Source organism: Arthrobacter sp. AL05 (genome assembly GCF_029960715.1).
Taxonomy (GTDB): Bacteria; Actinomycetota; Actinomycetes; order Actinomycetales; family Micrococcaceae; genus Arthrobacter.
The window spans coordinates 344,186-356,979 of the sequence record NZ_JASBRC010000002.1 but is presented as its reverse complement, the minus strand read 5'-3'; the positions used below and the strand labels follow the sequence as shown (position 1 = coordinate 356,979).

The window sequence follows — 12,794 nt, the reverse complement described above, 5'->3', positions numbered from 1 at the left end:
GGGCTAGGCGGCGTGGGCGGCCAGGAGTCCGGAGACGGGCGCCCAGGCCGTGGTGCGGGTGCCGGAGATGGCCCCGGCTGCGGCGAAGGGATCCTGCCTGAGGATCTCGTTGAGCGCATGCTCGTCGGCGGCCTTTAAGATCAGCAAGGCTCCGGCGCCGTCACCGTAGGGGCCGCTGGCGAGCAGGGTCCCTTCCTGGGCCAGCCCGGCGGTCCAGTCCCGGTGTGCCGGGCGGGTAGCGTCACGGACTTCGGTGGATTCGGCGTCGTATACGTACTCAACAGCAAAAACAGTCATACGGATAGACTATCGCCCCGCCGGCCAGGTACCGATCCGGGACAGCGTTAACCGAGGAGGAGAACCTTGGCCAGGGCCGCCACACCGGCCGCCCAGAGCAGGGACGTCAGGGTGCCGATGATAAACCGCTCGGCAGCAACCGGTGTCTCCTTGAGCTCGGCAAAGCGGCCCAGGCCCTTGATCGCTACCACGTACGCGATGGCGACCGGCTCACCGGCGAGGATTGCAAGGCAGACCGCCAGGCGTTCCAGCACTCCGATGATCGCACCACCGCGCAGGATCCGTACGCTGCTCACCGGGGCGGCTGCGGTGCCGGCGGGTGCCGCGATGCCGGCGGGTGCTGTTGGTACGAGCGGGACTGAGGGTGCAACGGTGACGTCCGCGGCGGGGTCGTTCGCCGGATCGCCCGCTCCGCCGCCTGTTTCCTGCCGGTCATCGATGGTCCGGGCGAGCCGGAAGACCAACGCCGTGACGGGCCAGCCGGCGAACCCTGCGATGAGCAGCGCGAGGGTGATCCAGAGGGCGTTCACCGGTCTCCTTCCAAACGGTCGGCGGTCCGGTAAGCCGCGGCACGGACCGGCTCGCTGGCGCCGGTAGTGGACTCCATGGTGGCCTCGTTGGTGCCTGCGATCACTCCTTGCGCGAAGGCCAGCAGCATTTCGGCCGCGGGCCTCGCCGCCCATTCTTCCTGCCAGCCGGAGCGCAGCAGCGCACGGCTGACCGATTGCTCGGTGATTCCCAGTTGCCGGGCAGCGATCTTTTGCGTTCCATGCGTTCCCGCATGGCCGTCCTGCACGGTGCGCAGCACATCCACGACTTTCCATTGTGCCGCCGTCCGGTCCTGGACCAGCCGCCCGATCAGGCGCAGCACCGCCTCGGCGTTGGCGCAGGAACTGGCGCCGGCGGATCCCGCCGGCGAGGGTGCTGCCTCGCCCCGGCGCAATCCTCCCGAGGCGACGGCGAGGGGCACATGGGCGGAACCGGATTTGGCCTTCTCCACGGCCACCCGAGCCGCTACGAACGCCGGACCGGAACCTTCCCGCGGGCTTGCCGGCAGCGGCAGATCCACCGCCCCCACCCCGATTCCCACGTACCAGCGGCCGCTGCGCAGGGCGTGCAGTGCGATCTCCACTACTTCGCCCGGCCGCTCCAGGACCCCCTGGACTTCGTCGCCCACGGAACGCTCGAAGTGTCCGGCCGTGGAGAGCCCGGCCAGTTCCGCCAGCAGGGCCGGGACACGGTCGACGTCGGCAGTGCTTCCGCGCTGGTCGATTGTCATTACGTACATGGCCCTACCCTAAAGGGGTGATGTTCTAGAATCAATCAATTTCAACTGATTACCAAAAATAAGCCGAAATGAGCTGATAAAGAAAAAACAGCGTCATCCGGTTAGCCTGCCTGAGCCACGCTCCCCGAGTCCCGCGAGCAGACAGCCCGGCTGTAGGTGGGTCCGCTCCTGCTCGGCGCCTGGGCGGTCTTTGGCAGCTACCTTGGATCTCTCGCGCCGGGTGGAATGGCGCTCGCCGCCCAGGCTGGGACTGTTAATCCCCTAAGTGGCCTAGTATTTCCGGGCACAGATGATCCTGTGGTGGCCGCTTTGGGACCTCCAGCGCGTCGCCTGGTCCGTCTTCCTGGTCCTCTTTTGTGTCAACACGGCCCCTAACCTCACGGGAGATTTCCGCCGGCCGGAAGGCGGCGGGGTCAGCCGAAGAGATTGACGGGCTTAACGATGTCCGCGTAGATCAGCAAGGCGCCCATCCCCATCAGCAGCACCGCGACAACATAGGTCACCGGGAGAAGTTTGGCGATGTCGAACGCATCCGGAACCGGGCGGCCGAAGAGCTTGGCGATCCTGCGGCGCGCGCCCTCGTACAGCGCGCCGGCCACGTGGCCGCCGTCCAGCGGCAGCAGCGGAATGAGGTTGAAGACGGCCAGGGCGAAGTTGAGACCGGCCAGCAGGCCCACCAGGGCGGCCACCCTGGACTGCATCGGCACCTGCTCCATCGCGGCCACCTCGCCGGCCACCCGGCCCACCCCGACCACGCTGATGGGTCCGTTGGGGTCGCGGGGCTCATCGCTGAAGGCTGCCTTTGCGACGCCGGCCACACGCGCCGGGAGGTTCACAACAACGCCGGCGATCTGCTTGATGTTTTCTCCGGCCATGGGCAGGACCGCCGATGCCGGCTGCCGGACAAGGGCAGTCTGGGCGCCGACACCCAGGAAGCCGACGTCCTGGTACTGGAGCGTGCCGTCGGCACCCTTGGCCTGCCGGCCGTCGACCCCAACGACCGGGCGGGCAGAGAGCACGGGGGTGACAGTGGTGCTGACCGGAACGCTGTCGCGCTCCACGGTGATGGCAACCTTTTTGTCCGCGGACGCGCGGATCCAGCCGGTGAGCTCGTCCCAGCTGGAGACGGACTTGCCGTCGAAGGAGGTGATGACGTCATTGGGCAACAGGCCTGCGGCGGCTGCTGGCGTGAGCTTGCAGTCAGCGGAGTTCGGGTCCACGGTCTCGCCGGCCTTGACCTGGCACTTGGAGACATCAGCAATCGTGGTGGTCTGGGTGGCGATGCCAAAACCCATCAGCAGCACGGCCGTCAGCGCGAGCCCGATCAGCATGTTCATGGCCGGGCCGCCAAGCATAATGATGATCTTCTTCCAGGCCGGCAGCTTGTAGAAGACGCGGTTGCCGTCGTCGGGTCCGACTTCCTCATGCGCGAGCGACCGGGCGTCCGAAGCCAGGGACTGGAACATACCGGTGCTGGAGGGACGTACCGTGCCATCCTCCTTGTTCGGCGGGTACATCCCGATCATGGAGACAAACCCGCCCAGCGGGAGTGCCTTGAAGCCGTACTCGGTCTCGCCCTTCTTCCTGGACCAAACCGTGGGGCCGAAGCCGATCATGTACTTCGTGACGCGGACCTTAAACAGCTTGGCAGGCAGCAGGTGCCCCACTTCGTGCAGGGCAATGGACACGGCAATGCCGATCGCCACAAAGACGACACCGAGGATAAAAAGAAGGACGGGGCTCATGGGCGTAATTTGCTGCTTCCTAGACGCTGCTGATGGCTAAACGTTCGTGGGTGCGGGCTCGTGCCCATCGTTCAGCATCCAACACGGACTCCAAGGTCAGCTTGGAGGATCCTGTGTGTTCGCTGAGGACTGCTTCGATCGTATCGACGATATCGGTGAACCGGATCCGGCCTGCGTGGAAGGCCATCACGGCTTCCTCGTTCGCTGCGTTGAAGACAGCCGGGAAGGTGCTCCCCTGTTTTGCGGCATGCTTCGCCAGCCCGACGGCGGGAAACGCCGCGGTGTCCAGCGGTTCGAAGGTCCAGCTGGTGGCCTTGCTCCAATCACAGGCCTGCGCGGCCTTCGGCACCCGGTCCGGCCAGCCGATGCCCAGGGCGATCGGAAGGCGCATGTCCGGCGGGGAAGCCTGGGCGATGGTGGAGCCATCGATGAACTGGACCATGGAGTGGACGACGGACTGCGGGTGGACCACCACGTCGATCTTCTCCAGCGGGATGTCAAAGAGCAGGTGCGCCTCGATCACTTCCAGGCCCTTATTCACCAGGCTGGCGGAGTTGGTGGTGACCATCAGGCCCATATCCCAAGTGGGGTGGGCGAGGGCGTCCTGCGGGGACACAGTGCGCAGCTCGTGCCGGCTCATACCGCGGAAGGGGCCGCCGGAAGCGGTGAGGACCAGCCGATCCACCTCGGCCGCGGTCCCGGCGCGCAGGCACTGGGCGATAGCCGAGTGCTCGGAATCAACAGGGACGATTTGGCCCTCTCGGGCGGCGGCCTTGACCAGGGCGCCGCCGACAATCAAGGACTCCTTGTTCGCCAGCGCCAGGGTCGCGCCCGATTTGAGCGCCGCCAGGGTGGGCGCCAGGCCGATGGAACCGGTAATGCCGTTAAGCACCACGTCGGCTTTGATCCCGGCAATCCGGGTGGCGGCGTCCGGCCCGGTGATGATCTCGGGACGGTAGCCTTTCACCCCTTGGGCGCGGGCGGCGTCGTCGATCAGCGTCTGGAGGGCCGTCGCGTCGCCGGACGCGGTGCCGACGGCTTGGGCCCGGGTGTGGACGGCTTGCCGGGCGAGGAGTTCGAGGTTGCCACCGCCCGCGCTCAGCGCAATGACCTCAAAAAGGTGCGGGGCGCCGTCGACGACCTCAATCGCCTGCGTGCCAATGGAACCTGTGGACCCGAGGAGGACGATCTTGCGCGGCTGCATGTCTTAAGTATCCCGCACGGGGTTGAGTGCTTGTGGTGCCTGCCGGGCTGGCATTTCGCAACTAGGGTGAGCACGAACCGCCGGGGCGCGGGACAGCGTTCACGGTCGCCCTGGGCACCTTGTTTCCCATGGGGGTCCGTTTTTCCTGGTGAAGGGCCGACGTTGGGAATCTTCGGTGGCCCGGCGCAGGAGCCGCAAGCCCGGAAACTAGTGCCCGGCGCGGCGGAGCGTTGACTCGGCGTGCTTAAGGATGGGGCCGTCGACCATCTTGCCGTTGAACTGGAACACCCCGGAGCCAGCCGAGGCAGCCGCTTCGAGGAGTTCCCTGGCCGCCGCGACCTCGGATTCGGAGGGCGCATAGGCGTCGCGGACCACCGCGACCTGGTGCGGATGGATGCAGGCCTTGGACCCAAAGCCCGAGGCGACGCCGTCACGGGATTCGGCGGCGAGCCCTTCAAGATCGGGAATGTTGACGTACACCGAGTCAACCGCTTCCTTGCCGAACGCCCGGGCGGCCAGCAGCACCGTGGAGCGGGCGTGCAGCGCCACCGCGCGGTAGGCGCCGTCGTCGGTCCGGCTGGAGGTGCCGCCAAGCGAGGCGAGCAGGTCCTCTGCACCCCACATCAGGCCCACCACATTGGGTTCCGCGGCGATGGCGGCGGCGTTGACGATCCCCAGTGCCGTCTCACAGAGCGCAATGACACTGTACCCCTCGAGTTCCTTGAGCTGCCCGGCGCTTTCAGCCTTGGCGAGCATCACGTGCCGGTACGGAGTGTGCTTGAGGCAGTGCAGGTCTTTTTCGAACTCTGCGGTGCCGGCCGGGTTGATCCGGATGATCGTCCGGCTCGGATCGAGCTCGGGGACGTCCCCGGTGGCCCCGAGCTGGGCAAGGATGGCGCCGCGGGCACGCTGTTTATCCGCCGGGGCCACCGCGTCCTCCAGGTCCACGATGACGGCGTCGGAGCGCTCGGCAGCCTTCTGGTAGCGCTCGGGGCGGTCGGCAGGGCAAAACAGCAGGGCAGGACCCATCAGGAAGCTCATGTGTCTATTCTCCGCTCTTGCGCGCATTCTGCGCCTCTGCATGTGCTTCGCGCACCCACATCAGGCAGCTGCGGGTGGCGAGCGCAACAACGTCGCCGTCCTGGTTCCGGCCGGTGTGCTTCAGGGTCACAATCCCTTGCCCCGGGCGGGAGGAGGATAACCGTTTCCCCGTCACCACAGTCTCGGTGTAGAGGGTATCGCCGTGGTACATCGGGTGCGGGAAGGACACGTCAGTCATCCCCAGCTGGGCGATGATCGTGCCCTGGGTCAGCTGCGGCACTGACTGCCCCACGACGGTGGCCAGGGTGAACATCGAGTTCATCAGGCGCTGGCCAAACGGCTGGTCCGCGCTCCAGGCGGCATCGAGGTGCAGCGCCTGGGTGTTCATGGTCATGGTGGTGAAGAGGACGTTGTCCGTCTCGGTGACGGTCCGGCCGGGCCGGTGCGCGTAGACCACGTCCTCCTCGAGCTCGTCGAAATAGAGGCCGCGCTGTTCGACGATCCGGGGCTCACGCGCCCGCAATGGTTCAGTCCTCATACCGTCAGTTCCTGGTCTTCCTCGAAGAGTTCGGCGCCGGTGGCCGCGGCCACGTCTTCCACGGACACATTGGGGGCAAGTTCGCGGAGCACCAGCCGGGACTTCCCGCCCTCGGTCACGACGTCGATCACGGCGAGGTCGGTGATGATGCGGTCCACGCAGCCCTTTCCGGTCAGGGGCAGTGTGCAGTGTTCCACGATTTTGGGCCTGCCGTTGCGGTCCACGTGCTCCATCATCACGATCACCTTCTTGGCGCCGAAGACGAGGTCCATGGCGCCGCCCATGCCCTTGACCATTTTGCCGGGGATCATCCAGTTGGCCAGGTCCCCGTTCTGGGCGACCTCCATGGCGCCGAGCACGGCCACATCCACGTGCCCGCCCCGGATCATGCCGAAGGAGGCGGCTGAATCGAAGAAGGCGGCGCCCTTGTTGACCGTGACGGTTTCCTTGCCGGCGTTGATCAGGTCCGGATCGACCTGGCCCTCCCCCGGGTAGGGCCCGACGCCGAGGATTCCGTTCTCCGAGTGCAGCACCACCTCAACGCCGGCCGGAATGTAGTTGGGGATCAGCGTGGGCATCCCGATGCCGAGGTTGACGTACTGGCCGTTGTGCAGCTCCTGCGCCACCCGGGCGGCGAGTTCGTGGCGGGTCCAACCCTTCGTGTCAGGGCTCACACCGGCGGGATGTACGACGGCGGATCGCCGGTATTCGTGCCGGACCGCCTCCGGACGCGGCGGCTCCCCCTGCGCATTGTTCGTCTTCACAGTCATGCTCCTGCCTGGTCGGTGCTGCCGGACACGGGGCCGGAGGCCGGCACCGCGACGGTCCGCTTCTCGATCCGCTTCTCGACGCCGGGCGCCAGCACCACGCGCTGGACAAAGATGCCCGGGACGTGGACGTGTTCCGGATCCAGCTCCCCTGGCTCCACCAGTTCCTCGACCTCGGCGATGGTGATTTTCGCTGCCATGGCACACAGCGGGTTGAAGTTCATCGCCGTGGCGTGGAACACGAGGTTTCCGTGCCGGTCGCCCTTCCAGGCGTGCACGAGGCCGAAGTCGGGGGTCAGCGACTCCTCCAGCACGAAGTCGGCGCCGTTGAAGTTGCGCACCTCCTTTGCCGCGGAGGCGATCGCGACGTTCCCGTCGGCGTCGTACTTTTGCGGCAGGCCGCCCTCGGAGACCTGGGTGCCGACGCCGGCCGGGGTGTAGAACGCGGGAATACCGGCACCGCCGGCACGCAGCTTCTCGGCGAGTGTGCCTTGTGGGGTGAGGACCACCTCGAGTTCACCGGCAAGGTACTGCCGGGCGAATTCCTTGTTCTCCCCCACGTAGGAGCTGATGGTGCGGCGGATCCGGCCTTCCTTGAGCAGGATCCCGAGTCCCCAGTCGTCGACCCCGCAGTTGTTGCTGACGGTCTCCAGATTCGTGGCGCCGCCCCGGTGCAGGGCCTCGATCAGGGCCACCGGGATCCCGCACAGCCCGAATCCGCCGACGGCGAGCGAGGCTCCGTTAGGGATGTCCGCGACGGCCTCGGCCGCGCTGGCAACAACTTTATTGATCATCGGTGACCCTTCCCTCGACAGTTGCGGCCGGCGGCCGGTCAGAGCCCCAGTTCGCGGGCGATCAGCATCAACTGGACTTCGGTGGTGCCCTCACCGACTTCAAGGATCTTGGAGTCGCGGTAGTGGCGTGCCACGGTGAATTCGTTGATGAAGCCGTAGCCGCCGAACACCTGGGTGGCGTCCCGCGCGTTGTCCATGGCTGCCTCGCCTGCGACCATCTTAGCGATGGCCGCCTGCGTCTTGAACGGCTTGCCGGCGAGCATCCTGGCGGCCGCGTCGTAGTAGGCCAGGCGTGCGGTGTGTGCCCGGGCTTCCATCCGGGCGATCTTGAACGCGATGGCCTGGTACTTGCCGATGTTCTGCCCGAAAGCGCTGCGTTCCTTGGCGTATTTCACCGACTGGTCCACGCAGCCCTGGGCCGCGCCGACGGCCAGCGCCGCGATCGCGATCCTGCCCTCGTCCAGGATGGAGAGGAAGTTCGCGTAGCCCCGGCCCCGGGTGCCGAGCAGGTTTTCTTCCGGCACATGGACGTTGTCCAGGGTCAGCGGGTGTGTGTCCGAGGCGTTCCAGCCGACCTTGTTGTAGGCCTTCTCCGCCGTGAAGCCGGGGGTGTTGGCGGGCACCAGAATGGTGGAGATTTCCTTTTTGATACTCCCGTCCGGGCGCTCCGCCTGGCCGGTGACAGCGGTGACGGTGACAAGGCGGGTGATGTCGGTACCGGAGTTGGTGATGAACTCCTTGTTGCCGTTGATGACCCAATTTTTTGCGTCTCCGACGCCCTCGAGCCGGGCGGTGGTCTTGGTGCCGCCGGCGTCGGAGCCGGCTTCCGGTTCGGTCAGGCCGAAGCCGGCGAGGGCCTTGCCGGAGGCCAGCAGCGGCAGCCATTCCTGCTTCTGCGCCTCGTTGCCAAAGCGGTGGATTGGCATGGCGCCGAGCGAGACGCCCGCTTCCAGGGTGATGGCAACGGACTGGTCCACCCGGCCGAGCTGTTCAAGGGCCAGGGCGAGGGCGAAGTAGTCCCCGCCCATACCGCCGAACTCCTCCGGGAAGGGCAGGCCGAACAGGCCCATGTCCGCCATCTGGTCGACGACTTCGTAGGGGAAGCTGTGTTCCTCGTCGTGCTTGGCGGAGACCGGGGCCACCACCTGGTCGGCGAATTCGCGGACGGTGTCGCTGAGGTCCTGGTATTCCTCGCTGAGTTCAAAATCTGGCATGGTGACTCCTTCGTCGGGTCTGTGGGGCTGTTTGCTGGGGAATGGTGCTGGAGGTGTGCGGCGCTAGTCTGCGGCGCCCATGGGAATGACGGCTTCCTCGACCGTGTCCTCGGCGGCGTCCTCCGGCGGAACCGGGGCGTGCGGGTGGATGGTCGCGAGGACCTGGTCTGCCTTGACGAGGTCGCCCGAGGTAGCGCTGATGTGCACGGTGCCAGCCAAGGGCGCGACGAGCTGGTGTTCCATCTTCATGGCCTCCACCGCGAGCAGCACCTGGCCGGCTGTCACGGCGTCGCCGTTTTCGACCGAGACGGACACCACTGTGCCGGGCATCGGCGAGCGCACCGCGGGGTCGGCGGCGCCTTCCTCGCGGTCGACGGCGGCGAGCACCCGGGCCAGCCGGGCCTCGCGGCTGAGCACCTCGAGGCGGCAGGACCAGCCGTCGTTGCCGAGGAATATCTCCGTGGGCGCCGGGCTGTCCGGCCCCGGGCGGTAGGGACCCGTGGACGCCTGTGCGAGTGAGAACCGCCGGGATTCGCCACCGAGGGTGGCCTCCGCCTGGTTGCGCCGGCCGAAACCCAACGACGCCGTACGCTGCGGGCCGCCATTGACACTCACCGTCCCCGTCCCCTGCCCTACCGAGCCGAACACCTCCACCGTGGCGATACCGCCGTCGGGTGTGCCCAGGCTGATCCGGCGGGGGGCGCGGGCGCCGAGCCTCCACCCGCCGGCGCGATCCCACGGGCCCTTCCCCGCGTCTTGCGCATCGTGCTCCCGCATCGCCGCGGCGAAGACGGCGGCAGCGGCCAGCTCGAAGTCGCCCGCATGCCGGAAGCTGAACTCGGGCATCTTCCGTTCGATCAGGCCGGTGTCGAGCCGGCCGGCGCGGACGTCGGCGTCGTTGATCAGCAGGCGCAGGTACTCGACGTTGGTGTCGATGCCCAGGGCGGTGTACCCGGCGAGCGCCTCATCCAGGGTGTCCAGGGCCAAGGTGCGGTCCTCCCCCCACGCAATGACCTTGGAGATCATCGGGTCATAGCTCGAGGAGATCTCCAGGCCTCCCAGCAAAGCGGAGTCAACGCGGACGCGGCCCGCCGCGGCGTCCGGCAGTTCGTCCAGCAGCACGACCCGGCCGGTGGACGGCAGGAAGTTCTTCTCCGGCACCTCGGCGTACACCCGGGCCTCCACCGAGTGCCCGGTGAGGACGACGTCGTCCTGCCGGATGGTGAGTTCCTCGCCGGCGGCGATCCGGACCTGCCATTCGACCAAGTCGATTCCGGTGACCATCTCGGTGACCGGGTGCTCGACCTGCAGGCGGGTGTTCATCTCCATAAAAAAGAATTCGTCCGGGGCGCTGTCCGAGACGAGGAATTCCACGGTGCCGGCGCCGGAGTAGTTGACGCTCCGCGCGGCCTGGCAGGCGGCCTCGCCGATCCGGGCCCGGATTTCCGCGCCGTTGAGCAGGGACTCCAGCAGCGGGGACGGTGCCTCCTCAATGACTTTCTGGTGCCGGCGCTGCAGCGAGCACTCGCGCTCGCCCAGGTGGATGACGTTGCCGTGGTTGTCCGCCAGAACCTGCACCTCGATGTGCCGCGGGGTGGTGACGAGCCGTTCCAGGAAGAGGGTGTCGTCGCCGAAGGCGCTCGCCGCGACCCGGCGGGCCGTGGCCAGGGTGGCTTCCAGTTCCCCGGGCCCTTCAACGATGTGCATGCCCTTGCCCCCGCCGCCGGCGGAAGGCTTGATCAGCAGCGGGTAGCCGACGCCGTCGGCTGCCTCGATGAGCCGGGCGTCGCTCATCCCGGGTTCGGCGATGCCCGGGACCACGGGGACGCCGTAGCCGGTGACGTGGTTCTTGGAGCGGATCTTGTCACCCATGACGTTGAGGGATTCGACGCCGGGGCCAATGAACGTGATCCCGGCTGTTTCCAGGGCGCGGGCGAAGTCGACGTTCTCGCTCAGGAAACCGTAGCCGGGGTGCACGGCCTCGGCGCCGGTGTCGCGGCAGGCCTGGACGATGGCGCCGATCTTCAGGTAGCTCTCGGCGGCGGCCGCCGGGCCGATCCGGACGGCGACGTCGGCTTCCCGCACGTGCCGTGCACCGGCGTCGGCGTCGGAATAGACCGCCACCGAACGGATGCCCAGGGCGCGCAGGGTCCGGATCACACGGCAGGCGATCTCGCCGCGGTTGGCGACCAGCACGGTGCCAAAGAGCGGCTTAGCGGGTGTTGCAGGAGTCGTAGTCACTGTTGGCTCACATCCGGAACAGGCCGAAGGAGGTCTCCGGCAGCGGGGTGCGGGAGACGACGTCGAGCGCCAGTCCCAGGACGGTGCGGGTGTCCGCGGGGTCGATCACGCCGTCGTCCCAAAGGCGGGCGGTGGAATAATACGGGCTGCCCTGGTCCTCGTACTGGGCCTTAATCGGCGCTTTGAACGCTTCCTCGTCCGCGGCCGACCACTCTTCGCCGCGGGCCTCGAATTGGTCCCGCTTGACCGTGGCGAGCACACCGGAGGCCTGGTTGCCGCCCATCACGGAGATCCGGGACGCCGGCCACATCCACAGGAAGCGCGGCGAGTAGGCCCGGCCGCACATCGAATAGTTTCCGGCGCCGAAGGACCCGCCGATCACCACGGTCAGTTTGGGCACCCGGGCGGTGGCGACGGCGGTGACCATCTTGGCACCGTTCTTGGCGATGCCGCCCTGCTCGTAGTCCTTGCCGACCATAAAACCGGAGAGATTCTGCAGGAAGACCAACGGGATGCCGCGCTGGTCGCAGAGTTCGATGAAGTGCGCGCCTTTAAGTGATGACTCACTGAACAGCACACCATTATTCGCCACGATCCCCACCGGATGGCCGTGCAGCCTCGCGAAACCGGTCACCAAGGTGGTGCCATAGTTCTTTTTGAATTCGTGGAAGCGGCTGGCGTCCACCAGCCGCGCAATGACTTCGCGGACGTCGTACTGGGCATTCACATCCGTGGGGACGGCGCCATACAACTCCGCCGGGTCCGCTACCGGCTCGACGGCGGTATCCACGTCCCAGACGGGCTCCGCCGGCTTCGGCAGGGTGGAGACGATGTCCCGGACGATCTGCAGCGCATGCTCATCGTTTTCGGCCAGGTGGTCCGTCACACCGGAGATCTTCGAATGCACCTCCCCGCCGCCGAGTTCCTCGGCCGTGACGATCTCGCCGATCGCGGCCTTCACCAAGGGCGGGCCGCCCAGGAAAATGGTTCCCTGGTTACGGACAATCACTGTCTCATCACTCATCGCGGGAACATACGCCCCGCCCGCTGTGCACGAGCCCATCACCGAGGCGATCTGCGGGATCCTGGCCGCAGACATCCTGGCCTGGTTGAAAAAGATGCGGCCAAAGTGCTCCTTGTCCGGGAAAACCTCGTCCTGCTTGGGCAGGAACGCCCCGCCCGAATCCACAAGGTATATACACGGCAGCCGGTTCTCCATGGCGATTTCCTGCGCCCGGAGGTGCTTTTTCACCGTCAACGGGTAGTACGTCCCACCCTTGACCGTGGCGTCGTTGGAAATCACCAGGACCTGGCGGCCATGGACCAGCCCGATCCCGGCAATCACGCCGGCGCCGGGAGAATCGCCGTTGTACATGCCCTCGGCAGCCAGCGGTGCGATCTCCAGGAACGGGCTCCCATCATCGAGCAGCCGATCGATCCGTTCGCGCGGGAGCAGCTTGCCGCGCGCCACGTGCCGCTCCCGCGACTTTTCCGGCCCGCCCAGCGCGGCGGCAGCGAGGCGTTCCTTCAGCTCCCGGGCCAGCACCAGCTGGGCCTCGCGGTTCGCGGCGAAGGCAGCACCCGCGGCGTCCACCTGACTGGCGATTGTCTCCATTGACTGCTTCCGTTCCTGGCCCGCGTGCTGGGGGCGGCCGATGATCGCCG

At 67.0% G+C, this 12,794-nt stretch carries 12 protein-coding genes; all 12 read right to left on the bottom strand.

Translation table 11 applies throughout. The annotated features are described in order from the left end of the window. Positions 1-3: 3 nt before the first annotated feature. On the bottom strand, positions 4-297 hold the full coding sequence (locus QK287_RS03890) for a YciI family protein (protein WP_226774233.1): 294 nt from the start codon (positions 295-297) through the stop codon (positions 4-6). A gap of 47 nt (positions 298-344) precedes the next feature. After that, a complete protein-coding gene (locus QK287_RS03885; protein ID WP_226774234.1) occupies positions 345-827 on the bottom strand; it encodes a hypothetical protein in 483 nt (160 codons plus the stop codon). Next, complete coding sequence (locus QK287_RS03880) at positions 824-1,585, bottom strand: MarR family transcriptional regulator (protein ID WP_226774235.1); 762 nt, start codon at positions 1,583-1,585, stop codon at positions 824-826. The genes QK287_RS03885 and QK287_RS03880 overlap by 4 nt, the downstream gene beginning before the upstream one ends. Positions 1,586-1,998: 413 nt before the next feature. Further along, positions 1,999-3,330: a site-2 protease family protein gene (locus tag QK287_RS03875; RefSeq protein ID WP_282359340.1), complete on the bottom strand. Its 1,332-nt coding sequence runs from the start codon at positions 3,328-3,330 to the stop codon at positions 1,999-2,001. Between the two features lie 19 nt (positions 3,331-3,349). After that, on the bottom strand, positions 3,350-4,534 hold the full coding sequence (gene dxr / locus QK287_RS03870; protein WP_282359338.1) for a 1-deoxy-D-xylulose-5-phosphate reductoisomerase: 1,185 nt from the start codon (positions 4,532-4,534) through the stop codon (positions 3,350-3,352). Between the two features lie 207 nt (positions 4,535-4,741). Further along, positions 4,742-5,575, bottom strand: coding sequence for a CoA ester lyase (locus tag QK287_RS03865; RefSeq protein ID WP_226774238.1), 834 nt, complete (start codon positions 5,573-5,575; stop codon positions 4,742-4,744). 4 nt (positions 5,576-5,579) lie between these two features. Continuing rightward, complete coding sequence (locus tag QK287_RS03860; RefSeq protein WP_226774239.1) at positions 5,580-6,113, bottom strand: MaoC family dehydratase; 534 nt, start codon at positions 6,111-6,113, stop codon at positions 5,580-5,582. After that, entirely contained in the window at positions 6,110-6,883 is a 774-nt protein-coding gene (locus QK287_RS03855) for a CoA transferase subunit B (protein ID WP_226774240.1), read from the bottom strand. The genes QK287_RS03860 and QK287_RS03855 overlap by 4 nt, the downstream gene beginning before the upstream one ends. After that, positions 6,880-7,674 (bottom strand): CoA transferase subunit A, encoded by a 795-nt coding sequence (locus QK287_RS03850; protein ID WP_226774241.1) that lies wholly within the window; start codon positions 7,672-7,674, stop codon positions 6,880-6,882. Before QK287_RS03850 ends, QK287_RS03855 begins: the two co-directional genes overlap by 4 nt. A gap of 38 nt (positions 7,675-7,712) precedes the next feature. Continuing rightward, the gene (locus QK287_RS03845) at positions 7,713-8,888 is read right to left on the bottom strand and encodes an acyl-CoA dehydrogenase family protein (protein ID WP_282359327.1); all 1,176 of its coding nucleotides are present in this window, start codon (positions 8,886-8,888) and stop codon (positions 7,713-7,715) included. A 63-nt stretch (positions 8,889-8,951) separates the two neighbouring features. Further along, positions 8,952-11,129, bottom strand: a complete 2,178-nt coding sequence (locus tag QK287_RS03840) for a biotin carboxylase N-terminal domain-containing protein (protein ID WP_282359326.1) — start codon at positions 11,127-11,129, stop codon at positions 8,952-8,954. A 7-nt stretch (positions 11,130-11,136) separates the two neighbouring features. After that, on the bottom strand, positions 11,137-12,744 hold the full coding sequence (locus QK287_RS03835; protein WP_226774244.1) for a carboxyl transferase domain-containing protein: 1,608 nt from the start codon (positions 12,742-12,744) through the stop codon (positions 11,137-11,139). Between the last annotated feature and the right edge of the window lie 50 nt (positions 12,745-12,794).

What these genes read in the sequence shown, in the direction of transcription:
- QK287_RS03890 (WP_226774233.1), bottom strand. Translation starts at nt 297, where the DNA reads ATGACTGTTTTTGCTGTTGAGTACGTATACGACGCCGAATCCACCGAA.
- QK287_RS03880 (WP_226774235.1), bottom strand. Translation starts at nt 1,585, where the DNA reads ATGTACGTAATGACAATCGACCAGCGCGGAAGCACTGCCGACGTCGAC.
- QK287_RS03875 (WP_282359340.1), bottom strand. Translation starts at nt 3,330, where the DNA reads ATGAGCCCCGTCCTTCTTTTTATCCTCGGTGTCGTCTTTGTGGCGATC.
- dxr (WP_282359338.1), bottom strand. Translation starts at nt 4,534, where the DNA reads ATGCAGCCGCGCAAGATCGTCCTCCTCGGGTCCACAGGTTCCATTGGC.
- QK287_RS03865 (WP_226774238.1), bottom strand. Translation starts at nt 5,575, where the DNA reads ATGAGCTTCCTGATGGGTCCTGCCCTGCTGTTTTGCCCTGCCGACCGC.
- QK287_RS03860 (WP_226774239.1), bottom strand. Translation starts at nt 6,113, where the DNA reads ATGAGGACTGAACCATTGCGGGCGCGTGAGCCCCGGATCGTCGAACAG.
- QK287_RS03855 (WP_226774240.1), bottom strand. Translation starts at nt 6,883, where the DNA reads ATGACTGTGAAGACGAACAATGCGCAGGGGGAGCCGCCGCGTCCGGAG.
- QK287_RS03850 (WP_226774241.1), bottom strand. Translation starts at nt 7,674, where the DNA reads ATGATCAATAAAGTTGTTGCCAGCGCGGCCGAGGCCGTCGCGGACATC.
- QK287_RS03845 (WP_282359327.1), bottom strand. Translation starts at nt 8,888, where the DNA reads ATGCCAGATTTTGAACTCAGCGAGGAATACCAGGACCTCAGCGACACC.
- QK287_RS03835 (WP_226774244.1), bottom strand. Translation starts at nt 12,744, where the DNA reads ATGGAGACAATCGCCAGTCAGGTGGACGCCGCGGGTGCTGCCTTCGCC.